The following is a 19198-nucleotide window of genomic DNA, read 5'->3' on the forward strand; positions in this document are numbered from 1 at the left end:
CAATCAAGAATGAATATACCATACAGTGCCTATCTACCATTTGTCAATAATTGTTTAATAAAAACATAAAAATATAAGGTTAATTTAAAATCTCTTCCAGTATATCTTCTGCATTTCTTACTAGTTTCGCTCCTTGTTGAATGAGATGATTTGTTCCTGATGCACTATCTATAAATATAGGTCCAGGAAGTGCAAATACCTCTCTATTTTGCTCTAGAGCAAGGTCTGCGGTAATAAGTGTTCCACTTCTCGATTTCGCTTCTACAACTAAAACACCTTTACTTATGCCACTAATAATCCGATTCCTTTTTGGAAAATACCATTTTTTCGGTGCATAGTGCGGAGGATACTCTGTTAATAACAATATATATTCATTCCACACTTCATATAAATATTGATTTTCTCTTGGATATATATACGATAATCCATGTCCTAGTATCGCAATTGTCGGGCAATGCTGTCTTACTGTAATTTCATGAGACAACGTATCTATCCCTCTTGCAAATCCACTGACAATAAGCCATTCCTTTTCTAATAATGGATGTAAAATAAATTTCAAACTTTCATATCCATATAAAGTCGGTTCTCTCGTTCCAACAACCGCTAATTTGTTCGCTTTATTGAGGAAATCCTTCTCTCCTTTTCCATATAATACAAAGGGAGGGTCTTGTATTTCACGTAATAATTTTGGATAATCTTCATCCCATATTGTCATATAAAAGAATCGATTTTTCTCTAAATAAGATATATATTGTGGGAGATTTGAACTTTGAAGAAAATTTACTAATTCTGAAGATTTTTTCGAGGATATTCCAGTGTAACATTCAATTTGTTTTGTATTAAAATTGTATATTTCCTTTAATTCTGGATCGACATGTAATAGCCTCTCTATCGCCTTCCAATGGTCTGCTAACAAGTAATGTAGATGTAATAACCGTTCTCTTTTCATCTCAATTCTCCTTACCCATAATTTTTATTATGTAAACAAGAAGTTGGTAAAAAGACACCTTCAAGCAAGAAGGTGCCTTTCAACAGATTAGTAGTTTTTACAAGTCTCAAATAGACCTTTTTCTTTTAAGACAGAGATTAGCGTTTCACCCATAACTGCTGGAGTTTCTGCTACTTTAATACCACAAGCTTCCATCGTTTTAATCTTTTCTGCAGCAGTTCCTTTGCCGCCAGAAATGATTGCACCAGCATGACCCATACGCTTACCAGCAGGCGCTGTTTGGCCGCCAATGAAGCCTACAACAGGTTTTGTCATATTAGCTTTCACCCATTCAGCTGCCTCTTCTTCCGCTGTACCACCGATTTCACCAATCATAATTACAGCATGTGTTTCTTCATCTTCATTAAATGCTTTTAACGCATCAATAAAGTCTGTACCGTTAACAGGGTCTCCGCCGATACCTACAGCCGTAGATTGACCAATACCTTCTTGTGTTAACTGATGTACAGCCTCATACGTTAATGTACCAGAACGAGATACGATACCTACATGACCTTTTTTATGAATGTATCCTGGCATAATACCGATTTTACATTCATCAGGTGTGATAACACCTGGGCAGTTCGGTCCAAGTAAACGTGTATGTTTACCAGCCATATATCTCTTTACATTTACCATATCTAATACAGGAATTCCTTCAGTAATACATACTACTAAATCAATTTCTGCATCAACTGCTTCCATAATTGCATCAGCCGCAAAAGCGGGTGGAACGTATACAACTGAAGCGTTTGCGCCTGTTGCTTTCACTGCATCTTCTACAGTATCAAATACTGGTACACCTTCAATATCAGTGCCACCTTTACCTGGCGTTACACCACCGACAATTTTCGTACCGTATTCAATCATTTGTTTTGTGTGGAATAACCCTTGAGAACCTGTAATACCTTGAACAATAACTTTTGTATCTTTATTAACTAATACGCTCATTTTTCTCCCCCGCTTTCTATTAGCCCACTAGTGAAACAATTTTTTGTGCACCGTCTGCCATAGATTCTGCTGCAACAATATTTAAGCCAGACTCATTTAAAATTTTCTTACCTAACTCTACGTTTGTACCTTCAAGACGTACAACTAAAGGTAATTCAAGACCTACTTGTTTCGTTGCTTCAATAACACCTTCTGCAATAACATCACACTTCATAATGCCACCAAAAATATTAACGAAGATACCTTTTACATTTTTGTCAGAAAGGATAATTTTGAATGCTTCTGTAACTTTTTCAGCTGTCGCACCGCCACCAACATCTAAGAAGTTAGCTGGATCGCCATGGTAATGTTTAATGATATCCATAGTAGCCATCGCTAAACCTGCACCATTAACCATACAACCGATATTTCCATCTAAAGGAATGTAGTTTAAGTCATATTTAGAAGCTTCGATTTCTTTTGCATCTTCTTCATCAAGGTCACGAAGTTCTAAAATGTCTTTATGGCGATATAAAGCATTAGAATCAAAGTTTAGTTTCGCATCTAATGCCATAACTTTACCGTCACCTGTTGTAACAAGTGGGTTAATCTCCGCGATAGAGCAATCTTTTTCGATAAACGCACGGTATAAGCCCATCATAAACTTCACAGCTTGTCCTACAAGCTCTTTTGGAATATTGATGTTAAATGCAATTCGGCGTGCTTGGAAGCCTTGTAAGCCTACTGCTGGATCAATATATTCTTTAAAGATTTTTTCAGGTGTTTTTTCTGCTACTTCTTCAATTTCTGTTCCGCCTTCTTCAGACGCCATTAAAACAACTTGAGAAGTTGCACGGTCTAAAACAAGACCTACATAATATTCTTTTTTAATATCGCAACCTTCTTCGATAAGTAAGCGTTTTACTTCCTTACCTTCAGGACCTGTTTGATGTGTCACAAGTGTAGTTCCTAAAATGCTCTCTGCATATGTACGAACTTCATCTAAATTTTTTGCAACTTTTACTCCGCCAGCTTTGCCGCGTCCACCAGCGTGAATTTGTGCTTTCACTACACATACATCCGTTCCTAATTCTTTCGCCGCTTCTACAGCTTCTTCTACTGTAAATGCAACCTTCCCGTTCGGAACGCTAACCCCATAGCTTCTAAGGACTGCCTTACCTTGGTACTCATGGATATTCATGGTCCCATCCTCCCCTGTTTTCCTGTTTTACTCGAAAAGTTTTTTAATGTTTAAAAAACATTACATTGCCATTGTATAAGATGATTGGCACGCTGTCTACAATAAAGTGTCAGAAAACTGAAATCGCTTTATTCTTTTTGGAAAATAGTAATGTTTATATGTCAAAATACAAAATAAGCTGCGTTTTCGCAGCTTATTTTTGAATCATATCTTTAATTGGCGCAAACGATTTTCGATGTTCTTCTAATATGCCATGCGCTTCAATCGCTTCTAAATGTTGTTTTGTGCCATATCCCATATGTTGTTCAAATCCATATGCAGGATACTTTTCTCCAAGCTCTTTCATCATACGATCTCTCGTTACTTTCGCAATAATGGATGCAGCTGAAATAGAAATACTTTTTGCATCACCTTTAATAATAGATGTTTGCGGAATTGGTGTAGGGAGTTTCATCGCATCAATTAATAAATATTGTGGTGTACAAGATAAATTCGCAACAGCATCTAACATCGCTTGTTTCGTCGCTTGATAAATATTTATTTCATCAATAACTTGCGGTGATACAATTCCAACTCCAATTGCAATTGCTTGCGCTTTAATTTCATCATAAAAACGTTCTCGCTTCGCCTCACTCAGCTTTTTCGAATCGTTTAATCCTGGAATATAAAAGCCTTCCGGAAGAACAACAGCTGCCGTCACAACTGGCCCAGCTAGCGGTCCACGACCTACTTCATCTATACCTGCGATATATGTGAGACCTTTTTCACGTAACGCATTTTCATACTTAGACATTTCTAGAAATTTTTCTTTTTCCTTTTGTGCTAACTCTTTTTGTTTATACCACTTCGAGATGAGTTTTTGTACTCCTTTACGTTCATCTTTTATTAATATTTGAAAGCGGTCGTCCTCTTCACTCCTAATTTCTTGTAGTAAATGTTCCGCCTCTTGAATAGTCACTTTTTGCATTCATGCCACTCCTTTTATATACAAAAAAAGAAAAGACGTACAAACGCACGTCTTATACTTCTTCTACTTTTTCTGCATCTTCTGTCTGCTCCGCAAACTCTTCCGGTGTTTCAAACGTCATTTTTCCAAGTTTGCCACCACGAAGCTCCCGAAGTACAAGTTCAGATGTTTTATCATAATCAATCATTCCGCCGCCCATTAAACAGCCTCTATTTTTTCCAATCGCATCAAATAACTCCACGATGTCTTCTGGAATGTCATTTAAATTATAGCGCTCTTTTAATCGCTCTGGGTAATGTTTCTCCATAAAACGTAGCGCATAAACAGCTACGTCTTGTAGATTTAAAATAGAATCTTTAATTGCACCAGTCGTAGCTAGACGTAACCCAACTAATTGGTCTTCAAATTTAGGCCATAAAATACCCGGCGTATCTAACAGCTCCATTTCTTTCCCAACTTTAATCCATTGCTGAGCTGTTGTCACACCAGGACGATCCCCTGTTTTAGCAATATTTTTCTTCGCTAACTTATTAATCAACGTAGATTTACCAACATTCGGTATCCCTACAATTAATGCACGAATCGCTCTCGGTCTAATACCTTTTGCAACCATTTTATCAAATTTTTCTTTCACTAACACTTTACAAGCCGCCGCAATTTCCTTCATACCTTGTCCAGCCTGTGCGTTAATTGAAATTGCCATATGGCCTTTTTCTTTAAAATATGCGATCCATTGCTTTGTTAAACGATCGTCTGCCATATCCGCTTTATTTAAAACAACAAGCCTTGGTTTATGTGTAATAATCTCATCGATCATCGGATTTCGAGAAGATAAAGGTAATCGAGCATCTACAAGCTCAATTACAACATCAATTAACTTTAATTTTTCTGTTACTTGGCGTCTAGCCTTTGCCATATGTCCCGGGAACCATTGAATTACCATGTTGCCACCTTCTTTTTCTTTTATTTCACAATACGAGCATCTTTTAACGGCCAATATAGTATATTTGCCTTTCCAATCACTTGGTCCATTGAAATTGTACCAATCGAACGGCTATCTTTACTAAAACGACGATTATCGCCTAAAACAAATAATTGACCTTCTGGAACAGTTTTCTTCCCTGTCATTTCTTCAAGAGTGAAATCATATGTAAGCGGTCCGTCAGCAATTTGTTTTTTCTGCTTGTCTAAATACGGCTCCTCATAAGCCTTTCCGTTAACATATAGTTTATCATTACGATACTCTATTTCATCGCCTGGTAGGCCGATAATACGCTTAATATAATCTTTATCTTCCGTTGCTCGGAATACAATAATATCAAATCGTTTCGGATTTCCTATGTGATAACCAATTTTATTAACTATCATTCGATCGCGATCATGTAATGTAGACGCCATCGATACTCCATCTACGAGAATTGGCGCAAAGAAAAACTGTCTAATAACACCTGCTAATACAACAGCTATCAAAATTGCCTTGATCCATTCCCAAAGTGAACTCTTTTCTTTCTTCATGCTTTTCCCCTCCACGATTATGTAAGCTGATCGTATTATATCAAAATTTTATATAGATTGGAAAAAGGGAGCTTGTGCATTTACAAGCTCCCATACATGTCTTATCGAATTTCTTTAATACGTGCTTTTTTACCGCGAAGGTTACGTAAGTAGTATAACTTAGCACGACGTACTTTACCACGGCGAAGTACTTCGATTTTCGCGATTCTTGGCGTGTGAACTGGGAATGTACGCTCTACACCTACACCGTAAGAAATCTTACGAACTGTGAATGTTTCACTGATTCCGCCACCACGACGTTTAATTACAACACCTTCGAAAAGCTGAATTCTTTCACGAGTTCCCTCAACTACTTTTACGTGTACACGTAAAGTGTCTCCAGGACGGAATGAAGGAAGGTCAGTTTTTAATTGGCCTTTTGTAATTTCTGCGATTAATTGTTGCATATTAAATTCTCTCCTTTAAACAGATGCTCTTATAAAGTCTAAATAAATTACAGCGGAACATCGTTAATACGGCCACTGATTTCAGTAGCACAAGTGTTATAATAGCATATTGCTAGGGCTGTTGCAATAGAAAATATATCAAGCCCTTATTTGCCTTCTTTAATCTGTTCTAGCCATTTCTTTTCTTGCTTAGACAATTCTCGTTCTTCTAGTAAATCCGGTCTACGCGTGTACGTACGACGCAACGATTCTTTATGTCGCCATTCATCAATATTTTTATGATTTCCCGACATTAATACATCTGGCACTTTCATACCACGAAAATCAGCTGGACGTGTATAATGAGGGTGCTCTAATAAACCTGTACTAAACGAATCCTCGACTTGTGAAGCATGATTTCCTAGTACTCCTGGAAGGAGACGTACGACACTATCAGTTATAACCATAGAGGCTAACTCTCCACCCGTTAATACGTAGTCGCCGATAGAAATCTCATCTGTTACGAGATGTTCACGAATTCGTTCGTCATATCCTTCATAATGCCCACATACAAAGATTAAATGTTCTTCCTCTGCAAGCTCTTCCGCTTTCTTCTGAGTAAACCTTTCACCTTGCGGACACATTAAGACAACTCGCGGCTTACGCTCTGTCTCTTTCGTTAAATCTTCTACAGCATCAAAAATAGGCTGAGGAGTTAATACCATCCCAGCGCCGCCACCATACGGATAATCATCCACACTATTATGCTTACTCGTTGTATAATCGCGGAAATTGACAACACGAAGCTCTACCGCTTCTTTTTCTTGTGCTTTCTTTAAAATTGAAGATCCAAACACACCTGTAAACATATCTGGAAACAAAGTTAAAATGTCAATTTTCATTATAGTAGCCCTTCCATTACATGAATGGTTACTAATTTATTCTCAATGTTAACTTGAAGTACAACATCATCAATATAAGGAATTAACAGATCTTGACCTTTTGGACGTTTAATTACCCAAACATCATTTGCACCAGGAGATAAAACTTCTTTTATTGTCCCTAACGCTTCTCCTTCTTCCGTTACAACGTTGCAACCAATAATTTCATGATAGTAGTATTCACCTTCAGCTAGTTCGCCTAATTGATCTTCAGGCACTTTTAAAAGAGAACCTTTAAACTGTTCTACTTCATTTACATTCCCGTATCCTTCGAATGTCAATAAATCAAATGTTTTATGTTGACGATGAGAAGTAATCTTTACTGGGAAAGGCTCTCCACCTTTTTCATTCGATATGTATAACGTATTCCCTACTTTATATCGCTCTTCTGGAAAATCAGTACGAGAAACCACGCGAATTTCTCCTTTTACGCCATGAGTATTTACAATTTTCCCTACGTTAAACCATTTTGTCATAAACAGTATGTCACCCCTGGTTTCTATATAAATTAAGCATCCCCATTTCACGTATGGAACATGCAACTTCTCTTTAAATGTTAAAAAAGGGAGAGGAAATAACTCCTCGCCCTTTTTACGTTTATTGAATTTCCAGTGTTACTTTTTCACTATTGTGATGTCCCACTGAATACAAGAGCATTCGAATTGCTTTCGCAACTTTCCCTTGTTTTCCAATGACTTTTCCAACATCCTCAGGATGTACAGTTAATCGATACTTTATCTCTCCGTTGTAAAGTTCCTGTGTAACTTTTACATCTTCAGGATGATCGACAAGAGGCTTGACAATCGTCTCGACTAACTTCTTCATAGTCATTGCCTCAATTACTTACCTTGTTTAGATAAGTGGAATTTCTCCATGATACCTTGGTTAGAGAATAAGTTACGAACTGTATCAGATGGTTTAGCACCATTTCCTAACCATTTTAATGCTGCTTCTTCGTTGATCTTAACTTCAGCTGGTTGAGCAACCGGATTGTAAGTACCGATTTCCTCAATGAAACGTCCGTCACGAGGAGAACGAGAATCTGCAACAACTACACGATAGAAAGGAGTTTTTTTAGCTCCCATACGTTTTAAACGAATTTTAACTGCCATTTATAAAGCACCTCCGAATTTATTTCACACAGATAATTATATTAGCAAAAAGACTATTGCTTTGTAAAGTATTTTTTCTTAACAGAGCCATCTTTTTTCCTTACATGAATGGAAACTTCAATCCACCTAGTCCTTTTTTCTTACCTTTTTGCATTCCAGTCATCGTTTTCATCATCTTTTTCATATCATCAAATTGCTTGATTAAACGATTGATTTCTTGTACCGTTGTACCGCTACCTTTGGCAATGCGTTTTTTGCGACTAGCATTGATTATTTCCGGTTGTTCTCGCTCTAATTTAGTCATAGAACGAATAATTGCCTCAATATGCCCAATTTGTTTTTCATCAACTTGTGCATTTTTCAGCCCTTTAATTTTATTTGCACCAGGAAGCATTCCTAACAATTCATCAAGTGGGCCAAGTTGACGCACTTGTCCAAGTTGTTCTAGGAAATCGTCAAGTGTAAACGAAAGCGTACGCATTTTTTGCTCAAGTTCTTTTGCTTTCTCTTCATCAACTGTAGCTTGCGCTTTTTCAATTAATGTTAAGACGTCTCCCATCCCTAAAATACGGGATGCCATACGTTCTGGATGGAACGCTTCAAGTGCATCTAGTTTTTCACCCATACCAGCAAATTTAATTGGCGTATTTGTAACAGCTTTAATAGACAATGCCGCACCACCGCGCGTATCACCATCCAGCTTCGTTAATACAACCCCTGTTAAACCTAACTGTTCATGGAAACTTTGTGCAACATTAACCGCGTCTTGTCCTGTCATCGCATCGACAACAAGGAAAATTTCATCCGGTTTCGCAACTTCTTTCACTTTCGCTAATTCATCCATTAGTTCTTCATCAATATGCAGGCGACCTGCTGTATCAATTAAAACATAATCATGATGATCTTCTTTCGCTTTTGCAATCGCTTGTTTCGCAATTTCAACAGGACTTACTTGATCTCCTAAAGAGAATACAGGCATGTCCAATTGCTTCCCTAATGTTTCAAGCTGTTTAATCGCTGCAGGACGGTAAATATCCGCCGCAACAAGCATTGGTTTACGATTATGCTTTTTACGAAGCAAATTCGCAAGCTTACCTGTCGTCGTTGTTTTACCTGCACCTTGCAGACCAACCATCATAATAACAGTCGGTGGCTTATTAGCAACAGCAATTTTGCTTTGCTCTCCGCCCATAAGTTCTGTAAGTTCTTCCTGTACAACTTTAATTACTTGTTGTCCAGGTGTCAAACTTTTCATTACATCTTGTCCGACAGCACGTTCAGATACACGCTTTACAAAATCTTTTACTACTTTAAAGTTAACGTCCGCTTCTAAAAGAGCTAGACGAACTTCTCTCATCATTTCTTTCACATCGGCTTCAGAAACTTTTCCTTTGCCGCGGATTTTTTGCATCGTCTGTTGAAGTCGGTCGGCTAATCCTTCAAATGCCATATTGCCGCCCTCCTAATCTAATTTTTCGATAGCTTCAACAACTTGTTTCATTTCTTCATTCACATGCTCTTCTTCGCTGATTAGCTGTTTTAGCTTTGCAACAAGTCGCTGTCGCTCTTGAAACTTTTGAAGTAATACTAATTTTTCTTCATATTCTTCAAGCATCGCTTCAGTCCGTTTAATGTTATCATACACGGCTTGGCGACTTACATCAAATTCTTCCGCAATTTCACCAAGAGATAAATCATCTAGATAATAAAGCGACATATAACTTCTTTGTTTTTGCGTTAACAACGATTGATAAAAATCAAATAAATAGTTCATTCTCGTTGTTTTTTCGAGCATGTTGGATCATCCTTTGTTAAGTGATTTCCCTTTACATGAATTAGTTTACATGGAGTACAAAAGAGTGTCAAGTTTTTTTCTTAACATCGCATATTTTTATAGAAAAAGAAGCGGAAAATACCGCTTCTTTCACTTATACTTCTTCTGTTTCTACTAAGTTCGCAAATAAACCATATACATATTGTTCTGGATCGAACTGTTGCAGATCATCCATTTGCTCTCCTAATCCAACGAATTTCACCGGTACATCCATTTCGTTACGAATTGCTAATACAATACCACCTTTAGCAGTTCCATCTAACTTCGTTAAAACAATACCAGTCACATTCGTTGCTTCACGGAATGTTTTCGCTTGACTTAAACCGTTTTGTCCTGTTGTTGCATCAATAACAAGTAATACTTCATGAGGAGCTCCTGGTACTTCACGCTCAATTACACGCTTTACCTTCTCTAACTCTTTCATTAAGTTTACTTTATTTTGTAAACGTCCTGCTGTATCACATAGTAATACATCTACTTTACGTGCTTTTGCAGCTTGTACAGCGTCATACATAACTGCTGCTGGATCAGACCCTGATCCTTGTTTAATCACTTCTACCCCAACGCGATCGCCCCATACTTCTAATTGTTCAATCGCTCCAGCACGGAATGTATCTCCTGCTGCTAATAAGACAGACTTACCTTCTGATTTAAACTTATGAGCCATCTTACCAATTGTTGTCGTTTTACCTACACCATTCACACCAACAAATAAAACAACTGTCAAGCCATCCTTTTGCACATTAATTTCATTAGTAAAATCGCTGTCACCTTTATAAATTTCTATTAATTTTTCCGAAATAACAGCTTGTACTTCTTTTGGATCTTGAATATTACGGCGTTGCACTTCTTCTTTCAGCTGGTCGATTAATTCCATCACTGTCGAAACGCCAACATCTGCACCGATTAAAATTTCTTCTAATTCTTCGAAGAAATCTTCATCTACTTTACGGTAACGAAAGACTAAATCATTTACTTTATCTGCAAACGAATTTCTCGTTTTTTCTAATCCTTGTTTAAACTTCTCTGTTACCGTATCTGTTTGTTTTGAAATTTTTTCTTTTAGTTTTTTAAAAAAGCTCATACTGTCCCATCCTTCCTATTTGCTTGCAACTAGTTCTTCTCCATCATCTAAACGAACCGAAACAAGTTTAGATACCCCTGACTCTTGCATTGTTACACCGTACAATACATCAGACTCTTCCATTGTACCTTTTCTATGTGTAATTACAATAAACTGTGTCTCATCACTAAATTTCTTTAAATACTGAGCAAAACGGGCAACGTTTGCCTCATCAAGAGCAGCCTCTACCTCATCTAATACACAGAATGGGACTGGGCGCACTTTTAAAATACCAAATAGCAGCGCAATTGCCGTTAAAGCACGCTCTCCACCTGAAAGTAAACCTAAGTTTTGCAGTTTCTTCCCTGGCGGTTGCGCTACGATATCAATACCAGTATTTAATAAGTCCTCTGGATTCGTCATCACTAAATCCGCTCTACCGCCTCCAAATAATTCAGAGAACACCGATTGAAACTCCATTCGAATTCCTTCAAACGTAGTAGAAAAGCGTTTTTTCATTTCTTCATCCATTTCAGTAATAAGTTGGTGCAATGTCGTTTTTGCTTCTTCTAGATCATCTTTTTGCTCTAGTAAGAATGTATGACGCTCTGCCACACGTTCATACTCATCAATTGCTCCTAAGTTTACTGTGCCTAGCTCTTCAATGGAGAGTTTAATTAGTTTCACCTTTTTACGTGCATCCTCAGCAGGCATCACCATTGTATACTTCAGTTTTGCCGCTTCAAATGAAATCGTATATGTTTCACGTAAATGTTGTAATCTATTTTCTAACTCTACATCGAGTCGGTTTATTTTTACCTCTTGGTCTTTCAACATCTCAAGAATGTATTTATGTTTACCTGTTGTTTCTTTCAGGTTACGCTCTAACTGTTCTACTCTCTCTTGTAACGATATACGTTGCTCACGACGAGAGCGAATTAACTCTGAAGTTTGATTACGATCATATGCTTTTTTCTCAATCATATTCGTAATTTGTTCTTCACCACTTGAATTCGATGTCATTTCTTGTTTTAAGAATGCTAAATCCTCTTTCGTTTTAACAAGCGTTGCATCGGTTTCTTCTTTTTCCTTCGTCAATCGTTCTACTTTTTCTTTTTGATTAGATAAGCGTTGTTGCTTTTCAGCTGCTAACACTTTTAACTCAGTCATTTCTTTTTGAACTTTTTCTTTCGAAGAATGTTGCTCACTTTTTTGTTTTGTTAAAGCTGTGATTTTGCTATCTAATTCCGTAATCTCTGCCTGAAGAGTCGCCAAAATCTTTTCTAACTCTTCTTTACGGCCTTGCATTTTCACTTGGTCTTGCAAGAACCCTTCAATCTCTAAATCGTAAATAGATAAACGATCATTAATACGATGTTCTTCTAATTCTAAGCGACTAATTTCTTCTCTTAATTTCTGTTCATCTACACGCTCTGCTTCTACACTTTGCCTTAGTTCGCGTATTTGCACTTCTTTTTCTTGAATCTCTTGTTTGACTGCTTTAACAAAGTTTTCTAACTTCGTTGTTTTCTCTTCCATATCAGTTAACTTACTCGTCCACTCTTCTAGTTCACGTTGACGTCCTAATAAAGATGATTTCGCCTGTTTTACCGCTCCACCCGTCATAGAACCGCCAGGGTTTACTACATCGCCTTCGATTGTTACAATGCGATAACGGTATTGCAATTGTTTCGCCAACTCATTCGCTCCGCGTAAATCTTTTGCAACAATAACAGTACCTAATAAATTTGAAACTACATTTTCATATTTATTGTTATATTGCACGAGTTCTGCTGCCACACCTACAAACGATGGGTGCTGATTTACAATACGTAATTGCTCAAATGATAACGATCTACCTTTAATAACAGCTTGCGGTAAAAACGTTGCTCGTCCATGTTTATTTTGTTTTAAAAATGCAATTGCATTACGAGCATGTTCTTCTTTTTGTACAACTATATGCTGCATCGCTGCACCTAGAGCAATTTCCATTGCAATTTCATATTCTTTCGGTACCGTTAGCAGTTCTGCAACAGCACCCTCAATACCTTGCAACCTATTTTCTCTAGCTTTTAATACTTCACGTACCCCTTGATAGAAACCAGAGTAGTCCTCTTGCATCTCTTCTAGCATTTCTTTTCGAGATCGTGCCTGTTGTACAAATTGATACGCTTGATACAGTTTTGTTTCGTTTTCACTATACTGCGCCTTGCATTTCCCAAGTGCCGCTTCTGTCTTTTGTATATTCGAAAGAATTCCAGCTACTTTTTCTTTTGCTTGTTCATAACTTTCCACAAGTTTTGTCTTTTTCGCTGTAATTTCCATACGCATTTCTACATATTTCGCATTTTCTTCATCAAGGCGTTCATTTTTTGAGTTTTGTTGTTTAGATTGTTCTTCAATCATAGATAACTCATTACGATGACTAGCTTGTTGATTTAAAAGTTCAATATAGTCACCTTTTAAATTCTCAATTTGTTCCTCTAAATTGTCAGCAAACGTTGCAAGTAATTGCTCATTATCATGCAATTTCGTCTCCAACTCTTTTACATGATTTACAAATTGCATCAATACTTCTGTACTCGATTCAATTTCACCATCATAACTTGTAGCTTTCTCTGTTAATTCAACAATTAACTGTTCGAGTTGTGCACAATGCGTCGTTGCATTTTGCTTTCTCTCTTTTAATAGCTCACGCTGTCCTTCTAACTTTTCTAGCTCTTTACTAGAAAGTAACAGTACTTCTTGCAGGGAATCTACAGACTCATCTACTGCTTGTAATTGGCCTCGTAATTCCTCTAGCTCTTCTTCACCTTTTTGTAAATGCGTTGACATTTTAGCTTCTTCGTTTTTATTATGCCCAAACTGATTTCGAAGCGCTTCCCATTTCTCATGCAATTCTTCAATTTCATGTACAATAAGCGCCGCTTCTACTTTCTCTAACTCTTCTTTTTTCTCGAGATAATCTTTCGCAATAGAAGCTTGTCTTTCTAATGGTTCTACTTGACTACTTAATTCGTGAATTATATCTTGTACACGATTTAAGTTTTCTTGTGTATCTGCTAATTTTCCTTCAGCTTTCTTTTTACGAAGTTTGTATTTCAGCACTCCTGCTGCTTCTTCAAATACACCACGGCGTTCTTCTGATTTACTACTTAAAATCTCTTCAACTTTCCCCTGGCTAATAATCGAAAAAGCTTCTCTTCCCATACCAGAGTCCATAAATAAATCGATAATATCTTTCAATCTACATGATTGTTTATTAATATAAAAATCACTATCACCAGAACGAGACACACGACGCGTTACACATACCTCATTATATTCAATCGGTAAACGTTGATCCTCATTATTTAAAGTTATCGTTACTTCAGCAACATTAACTGCTCTTCTCGTATCACTGCCTGCAAAAATAATATCTTCCATCTTTGCACCACGTAATGATTTTGCCGATTGTTCACCAAGTACCCAGCGAATGGCATCAGTAATATTACTTTTCCCGCTTCCATTAGGTCCTACTACAGACGTTACACCTGGGACGAAATCAACAGATACACGCTCAGCAAAAGACTTAAATCCTGCTATTTCTAATCTTTTTAAAAACACGAAAGGCCTTCCTCCTATTCTCCGTTGCTATAAATGTTGTTTATACAAAAACAAACGATTATACGGATTTCATTTCCTTACATTTACAAACGAAAGGAAAGTTTCATTCTATGCACAAGGAATCCCCCTCATTCAAAGGGGGATTCCTTATAGTTGTTCTTTTAACTTTTTCAACGCTTCTGCAGCAGCTTGTTGCTCTGCTTCTTTTTTCGACTTGCCACTACCAAGTCCTAAAGCCACGTTATTTAACGTAACACGTGACACAAATTCTCGATTGTGGGCTGGGCCTTTTTCTTGCAAAATTTGATACTCAATATTGCCACTACCATCACGCTGAATCAACTCTTGTAATTGACTCTTATAATCCATCACATGAGAAAAAGCACCTTCATTAATTTTAGGGTATACAATTTCTTTTAAGAAGCCCCATACTGTTTCTAGCCCTTGATCAAGATAAAGGGCACCAATAAACGCTTCAAAGACATCCGCTAATAAAGCTGGTCGTTCACGTCCACCTGTCATTTCCTCACCTTTTCCTAATAAAACAAGGCTACCAAATGACAACTCATTTGCAAAACGAACAAGAGATGGTTCACATACAATAGCTGCACGTAGTTTTGTTAACTCTCCTTCGCTCATTGTCGGATATTTTTGAAACAGATACTGCGATACAGTAAGTTCCAATACTGCATCTCCAAGGAATTCGAGACGCTCATTGTCTTCATGCGGTTTTTTTCGATGCTCATTCACATACGATGAATGCGTAAATGCTTGAATCAATAATTTTTCATCTGTAAACGTAATACCTATCTTTTCTTGAAATACTTTAAACGCTTCACGATATTTTGTTTCGTATTTTTTTTCTCTATATTTACGGTACGGCATAGGTCCCTCCAGATATAAGCCGAGAAGCCCCGCTAAAAAACGGGACTTCATTCAAGCATTATAGATGACTCTCTATGTAAGTCACAGCATCGCCAACAGTAGCAATCTTTTCAGCATCTTCATCAGAAATTTCCATTTCGAATTCGTCTTCTAATTGCATTACAAGTTCTACTACATCTAGGGAGTCTGCTCCTAAATCTTCCTTGAAGCTCGCAGCTGGTACTACTTCTGTTTCTTCTACTCCTAAACGATCAACGATGATTTTTGTTACACGCTCTAAAACATCTGCCATTCCATTCACCTCCCCTCAAATATTATATTAAATATTGTCCAAAAAAACTAGCTGAAATCGATTCTTTTATTACATTACCATACCGCCATCAACATTTAACGTTTGACCTGTAATATATTTGCTTTGATCAGAAGCAAAAAACGTTACAGCATTCGCGATATCTTGTGCCTCACCAAACTGAGCTGCAGGAATTAATTTTAACATTTCAGCTTTTATATTTTCATCTAATACGTCTGTCATATCTGTCGCAATAAATCCAGGAGCAATTGCATTTACAGTAATATTACGGCTCGCTAACTCTTTTGCTGATGTTTTTGTTAATCCAATTACACCCGCTTTAGCAGCAACATAGTTTGCTTGGCCTGGGTTTCCCGTTACTCCGACAACAGAAGCGATATTTACAATACGTCCATGACGTTGACGCATCATATATCGAGATACTGCCTTTGTACATAAGAATACACCTTTTAGGTTTGTATTAATAACTGTATCCCATTCTTCTTCTTTCATACGCATTAATAAATTATCTTTTGTTACCCCTGCATTATTCACAAGAATATCAACTTGTCCAAATGCATCTACAGTTTGTTTCACCATAGTTGTAACGTCTTCAGCATTTGCAACATCTGCTCTTACTGCAATTGCATCCGAACCTAATTTCTTTATTTCATCAACTACTTCATTTGCCTTTTGCTCGTTACCAGCATAATTTACTACAACATTTGCCCCTTGTTTTGCTAAATCAATCGCAATTGCACGACCAATTCCACGTGAAGCACCCGTTACTAATGCTACTTTCCCTTTTAACATCAGTTTTCTCCTCTCAAATTCGAAATGGTATCTTGTAATGTCTCTTCATCGTATATCGCGTATGCTCTCACTGATGAATCAATTGACTTCATAAGTCCAGCAAGTACTTTCCCAGGTCCAATCTCAATAAATGTATCTACCCCTTGACTCACCATATATTCAATGGATGGGTACCATAAGACAGGCGAATAGAGCTGTTCGATTAGCTTTTCTTGAATATGCGCACCACTTGTAATAACGTCTGCTGTTACATTTGCGATTACCGGAATATTCGTATCTTGAATTGTAATTTCATTTAAGACACTTTGGAATTTCTCCGCCGCTGGCTTCATAAGCGCAGAGTGGAACGGTCCACTTACTTTAAGCGGAATTGCTCTCTTTGCACCATTTTCTTTCGCTCTTTGAGAAGCAATCTCGACTCCTTGCTTTGTTCCAGAAATCACAATTTGCTTCGTACTATTCATATTAGCAATTTGTACTGCATATCCTTCACTTGTTACTTCTTCTGTAACTTGTTTCAGCATATGTGGGTCAGCACCTAAAATAGCCGCCATTGCACCTTCTCCGCTAGGAACAGCTTCTTCCATATATTCCCCACGTTTCCTTACAGCATATACTGCATCCTCAAAAGTTAATGCACCTGCTGCTACAAGGGCGCTATACTCACCTAAACTATGCCCTGCGACAAAGTCTGGTGTAATATCATACTCTTTTAAAGCTGTCAAAATAGCAAAACTCGTTGTTAATAAAGCAGGTTGCGCATTTGTTGTTAACGTAAGCTTTTCCTGCGGCCCTTCAAAAATCACTTCTGAAAGTGAGTCTTGCAACACCTCATCTGCTTTTGCAAATACATTTGCAACCTCTTTATTATTCTCTGCTAACTGTTTACCCATTCCAACTGCCTGTGAACCTTGGCCCGGAAAAAGAAATGCTAGTTTTCCCATTTCAAATCCTCCTCTTATTGGAGTGGCTCTTTCTCCATTACGCTTGAAATAGTAGGAATAACTTCTTTCGCTACCATTTCTCTCGTCTGACGAATCGCACTAAATATCGATTGGTCATTGGAAGAACCGTGAGCCTTAATGACAGGAGCCTTCAATCCAAATAATGCCGCTCCTCCATACTCCGAATAATCCATTTTATCTTTTAATACCATAAGTTTTGGCTTTAATACCGCTGCTGCTAATTTGCTCGTAAACGAACTCATTAACTGTTCTTTTAACATAGAGAATAATGCAAGTGCTGTTCCTTCTAATGATTTCAGTGCTACATTCCCTGTAAAACCATCACATACAACAACATCTGCTACACCTTGCAATAAATCTCTTGATTCAACGTTCCCAACGAAATTAATTGGGGCATCTTTAAGCATTGCAAAGACTTGTTTTGAAAGCTCGTTACCTTTACCATCTTCTGTTCCAACGTTTAAAAGTCCAACGCGAGGATTTTTAATTCCTCTTACTTTCTCAGCATATACAGATCCCATTACTGCATATTGATATAAATGAATTGGTTTTGCATCAACGTTCGCTCCAACATCTAACATAACAAAACCTTCTCCATCAACAGTTGGCATTGTAGGGGATAAAGCTGGACGCTCAATTCCCTCCATACGACCTACAACAAACAATCCAGCCGCCATTAAAGCTCCTGTACTACCAGCTGATATACAAGCATCCGCTACACCGTCTTTCACTTGCTGCGCCGCAAGTACCATTGAAGCTTGTTTTTTTCGACGAACCGCTCTTACTGGTTCATCTGTCGATTCGATTTTTTCATCTGTATGAAGTATAGTAATTCGTTCTTCACTCGTTAAGTATTGACGAATTTCCTCTTCTTTCCCCACTAACGTAATATGTAAATCAGAATATTCCTTAATAGCTTTCATTGCTCCTAGTACGACAGCCTTTGGAGCATGGTCGCCGCCCATTGCATCTATTGCGATTTTCATAAGTTGTTACCTTCCTCACTATAATTACTAGATCGATACATTTCAAAAGTGCCTGTGAAAACAAGTTCTTCTCCAACAAAGCTACGCACTTTGACAACCGTCCGCCCTTTATCATTCTCTACATCTTCCACGCGCGCTTTTGCAACAACACGCTCTCCTAATTTTACAGGACGAATGTATCGAATGGTAGACTTTGCAGTTAAAGCTAATTCTTCATCAATAACTGCAACAGCTAGTGAGTTTGCTTGTGCAAACAAATGATGCCCACGGGCAATTTGATTCCTTTTAAATACGTGTTCTACCTTCACTTCAAAGATAGAAATTGCATGTCTATCTAATTCTATATCAATAATTTCTCCGACAACCTCTTCTAACGGTAAAGATTTCACATCTTCTTCATGTTGCTTTGTAGCTACATGTTTAATTCTTTCTCTTAATTCAGGAATAGACAATTCCATACGATCAAGACGTACGGTTTGTATACTCACTTGAAATTTTTCTGCTAAATCTTCATCCGTAATAAAAGGATTCGTTTCTATCGTTTGTTGTAATAATTCTTGTCTTTCTTTTTTACTTCTTCTTTTTTTCATACCGCACCATCCATTTTTATGACTAGGTACTAACAGTAGTATATAATCATTAAAAGTAGAATGCAACAAAAACTTTTGTTGCCTCCCT

The 19198-nt window shown here is 37.4% G+C and carries 21 protein-coding genes; all 21 read right to left on the bottom strand.

Annotated elements, in window-relative coordinates; translation table 11 throughout:
• Positions 1-79: 79 nt before the first annotated feature.
• Complete coding sequence (gene dprA, locus MR079_RS00810; RefSeq protein WP_242293310.1) at positions 80-949, bottom strand: DNA-processing protein DprA; 870 nt, start codon at positions 947-949, stop codon at positions 80-82.
• 87 nt (positions 950-1036) lie between these two features.
• The gene (gene sucD / locus MR079_RS00815; RefSeq protein WP_000115178.1) at positions 1037-1939 is read right to left on the bottom strand and encodes a succinate--CoA ligase subunit alpha; all 903 of its coding nucleotides are present in this window, start codon (positions 1937-1939) and stop codon (positions 1037-1039) included.
• A 19-nt stretch (positions 1940-1958) separates the two neighbouring features.
• Positions 1959-3119 carry an ADP-forming succinate--CoA ligase subunit beta gene (gene sucC / locus MR079_RS00820; RefSeq protein ID WP_001020785.1) on the bottom strand — a complete coding sequence of 387 codons (1161 nt, stop codon included), beginning with the start codon at positions 3117-3119 and terminating at the stop codon, positions 1959-1961.
• A 193-nt stretch (positions 3120-3312) separates the two neighbouring features.
• On the bottom strand, positions 3313-4086 hold the full coding sequence (gene rnhB, locus MR079_RS00825; protein ID WP_087954496.1) for a ribonuclease HII: 774 nt from the start codon (positions 4084-4086) through the stop codon (positions 3313-3315).
• 52 nt (positions 4087-4138) lie between these two features.
• On the bottom strand, positions 4139-5029 hold the full coding sequence (ylqF, locus tag MR079_RS00830) for a ribosome biogenesis GTPase YlqF (RefSeq protein ID WP_000236700.1): 891 nt from the start codon (positions 5027-5029) through the stop codon (positions 4139-4141).
• Between the two features lie 20 nt (positions 5030-5049).
• Positions 5050-5601 (bottom strand): signal peptidase I, encoded by a 552-nt coding sequence (gene lepB / locus MR079_RS00835; RefSeq protein WP_098977589.1) that lies wholly within the window; start codon positions 5599-5601, stop codon positions 5050-5052.
• Between the two features lie 101 nt (positions 5602-5702).
• Positions 5703-6047, bottom strand: coding sequence for a 50S ribosomal protein L19 (gene rplS, locus MR079_RS00840; protein ID WP_001186516.1), 345 nt, complete (start codon positions 6045-6047; stop codon positions 5703-5705).
• Positions 6048-6193: 146 nt separating this feature from the next.
• Positions 6194-6928, bottom strand: coding sequence for a tRNA (guanosine(37)-N1)-methyltransferase TrmD (gene trmD / locus MR079_RS00845; protein ID WP_000686892.1), 735 nt, complete (start codon positions 6926-6928; stop codon positions 6194-6196).
• Complete coding sequence (gene rimM / locus MR079_RS00850; protein WP_000170268.1) at positions 6928-7443, bottom strand: ribosome maturation factor RimM; 516 nt, start codon at positions 7441-7443, stop codon at positions 6928-6930. The genes trmD and rimM overlap by 1 nt, the downstream gene beginning before the upstream one ends.
• 121 nt (positions 7444-7564) lie before the next feature.
• Positions 7565-7792: a KH domain-containing protein gene (locus MR079_RS00855; protein WP_000737398.1), complete on the bottom strand. Its 228-nt coding sequence runs from the start codon at positions 7790-7792 to the stop codon at positions 7565-7567.
• 14 nt (positions 7793-7806) lie between these two features.
• Positions 7807-8079: a 30S ribosomal protein S16 gene (gene rpsP, locus MR079_RS00860; RefSeq protein ID WP_000268750.1), complete on the bottom strand. Its 273-nt coding sequence runs from the start codon at positions 8077-8079 to the stop codon at positions 7807-7809.
• Between the two features lie 100 nt (positions 8080-8179).
• Positions 8180-9529, bottom strand: coding sequence for a signal recognition particle protein (ffh, locus tag MR079_RS00865; protein WP_000863461.1), 1350 nt, complete (start codon positions 9527-9529; stop codon positions 8180-8182).
• Between the two features lie 12 nt (positions 9530-9541).
• On the bottom strand, positions 9542-9874 hold the full coding sequence (locus MR079_RS00870) for a putative DNA-binding protein (protein ID WP_000891062.1): 333 nt from the start codon (positions 9872-9874) through the stop codon (positions 9542-9544).
• A 133-nt stretch (positions 9875-10007) separates the two neighbouring features.
• Positions 10008-10997, bottom strand: coding sequence for a signal recognition particle-docking protein FtsY (gene ftsY / locus MR079_RS00875; RefSeq protein ID WP_000007647.1), 990 nt, complete (start codon positions 10995-10997; stop codon positions 10008-10010).
• A gap of 15 nt (positions 10998-11012) precedes the next feature.
• Positions 11013-14582, bottom strand: a complete 3570-nt coding sequence (gene smc, locus MR079_RS00880) for a chromosome segregation protein SMC (RefSeq protein WP_016718305.1) — start codon at positions 14580-14582, stop codon at positions 11013-11015.
• Between the two features lie 147 nt (positions 14583-14729).
• The gene (gene rncS / locus MR079_RS00885) at positions 14730-15467 is read right to left on the bottom strand and encodes a ribonuclease III (RefSeq protein WP_001146876.1); all 738 of its coding nucleotides are present in this window, start codon (positions 15465-15467) and stop codon (positions 14730-14732) included.
• Between the two features lie 58 nt (positions 15468-15525).
• Positions 15526-15759 carry an acyl carrier protein gene (gene acpP / locus MR079_RS00890; protein WP_000786062.1) on the bottom strand — a complete coding sequence of 78 codons (234 nt, stop codon included), beginning with the start codon at positions 15757-15759 and terminating at the stop codon, positions 15526-15528.
• A gap of 69 nt (positions 15760-15828) precedes the next feature.
• Positions 15829-16569 carry a 3-oxoacyl-[acyl-carrier-protein] reductase gene (gene fabG / locus MR079_RS00895; protein WP_016718306.1) on the bottom strand — a complete coding sequence of 247 codons (741 nt, stop codon included), beginning with the start codon at positions 16567-16569 and terminating at the stop codon, positions 15829-15831.
• Positions 16569-17513: an ACP S-malonyltransferase gene (fabD, locus tag MR079_RS00900; protein ID WP_242293311.1), complete on the bottom strand. Its 945-nt coding sequence runs from the start codon at positions 17511-17513 to the stop codon at positions 16569-16571. Before fabD ends, fabG begins: the two co-directional genes overlap by 1 nt.
• Before the next feature lie 14 nt (positions 17514-17527).
• Complete coding sequence (plsX, locus tag MR079_RS00905) at positions 17528-18520, bottom strand: phosphate acyltransferase PlsX (RefSeq protein WP_000684108.1); 993 nt, start codon at positions 18518-18520, stop codon at positions 17528-17530.
• Entirely contained in the window at positions 18517-19110 is a 594-nt protein-coding gene (gene fapR, locus MR079_RS00910) for a transcription factor FapR (RefSeq protein WP_000747352.1), read from the bottom strand. The genes plsX and fapR overlap by 4 nt, the downstream gene beginning before the upstream one ends.
• Positions 19111-19198 lie beyond the last annotated feature (88 nt).

The sequence above is a fragment of the Bacillus cereus group sp. BfR-BA-01381 genome (genome assembly GCF_022663555.1).
In the GTDB taxonomy this organism is placed as follows: Bacteria; Bacillota; Bacilli; order Bacillales; family Bacillaceae_G; genus Bacillus_A; species Bacillus_A pacificus.

Excerpts from the sequence above, each read along its gene's own strand:
- lepB (WP_098977589.1), bottom strand. The coding sequence starts at position 5,601 with ATGAAGAAAGAAAAGAGTTCACTTTGGGAATGGATCAAGGCAATTTTG.
- ylqF (WP_000236700.1), bottom strand. The coding sequence starts at position 5,029 with ATGGTAATTCAATGGTTCCCGGGACATATGGCAAAGGCTAGACGCCAA.
- plsX (WP_000684108.1), bottom strand. The coding sequence starts at position 18,520 with ATGAAAATCGCAATAGATGCAATGGGCGGCGACCATGCTCCAAAGGCT.
- rncS (WP_001146876.1), bottom strand. The coding sequence starts at position 15,467 with ATGCCGTACCGTAAATATAGAGAAAAAAAATACGAAACAAAATATCGT.
- rpsP (WP_000268750.1), bottom strand. The coding sequence starts at position 8,079 with ATGGCAGTTAAAATTCGTTTAAAACGTATGGGAGCTAAAAAAACTCCT.
- ftsY (WP_000007647.1), bottom strand. The coding sequence starts at position 10,997 with ATGAGCTTTTTTAAAAAACTAAAAGAAAAAATTTCAAAACAAACAGAT.
- rplS (WP_001186516.1), bottom strand. The coding sequence starts at position 6,047 with ATGCAACAATTAATCGCAGAAATTACAAAAGGCCAATTAAAAACTGAC.
- MR079_RS00855 (WP_000737398.1), bottom strand. The coding sequence starts at position 7,792 with ATGAAGAAGTTAGTCGAGACGATTGTCAAGCCTCTTGTCGATCATCCT.
- ffh (WP_000863461.1), bottom strand. The coding sequence starts at position 9,529 with ATGGCATTTGAAGGATTAGCCGACCGACTTCAACAGACGATGCAAAAA.
- sucC (WP_001020785.1), bottom strand. The coding sequence starts at position 3,119 with ATGAATATCCATGAGTACCAAGGTAAGGCAGTCCTTAGAAGCTATGGG.
- trmD (WP_000686892.1), bottom strand. The coding sequence starts at position 6,928 with ATGAAAATTGACATTTTAACTTTGTTTCCAGATATGTTTACAGGTGTG.
- fapR (WP_000747352.1), bottom strand. The coding sequence starts at position 19,110 with ATGAAAAAAAGAAGAAGTAAAAAAGAAAGACAAGAATTATTACAACAA.
- sucD (WP_000115178.1), bottom strand. The coding sequence starts at position 1,939 with ATGAGCGTATTAGTTAATAAAGATACAAAAGTTATTGTTCAAGGTATT.
- fabD (WP_242293311.1), bottom strand. The coding sequence starts at position 17,513 with ATGGGAAAACTAGCATTTCTTTTTCCGGGCCAAGGTTCACAGGCAGTT.
- fabG (WP_016718306.1), bottom strand. The coding sequence starts at position 16,569 with ATGTTAAAAGGGAAAGTAGCATTAGTAACGGGTGCTTCACGTGGAATT.
- acpP (WP_000786062.1), bottom strand. The coding sequence starts at position 15,759 with ATGGCAGATGTTTTAGAGCGTGTAACAAAAATCATCGTTGATCGTTTA.
- rimM (WP_000170268.1), bottom strand. The coding sequence starts at position 7,443 with ATGACAAAATGGTTTAACGTAGGGAAAATTGTAAATACTCATGGCGTA.
- rnhB (WP_087954496.1), bottom strand. The coding sequence starts at position 4,086 with ATGCAAAAAGTGACTATTCAAGAGGCGGAACATTTACTACAAGAAATT.
- MR079_RS00870 (WP_000891062.1), bottom strand. The coding sequence starts at position 9,874 with ATGCTCGAAAAAACAACGAGAATGAACTATTTATTTGATTTTTATCAA.
- dprA (WP_242293310.1), bottom strand. The coding sequence starts at position 949 with ATGAAAAGAGAACGGTTATTACATCTACATTACTTGTTAGCAGACCAT.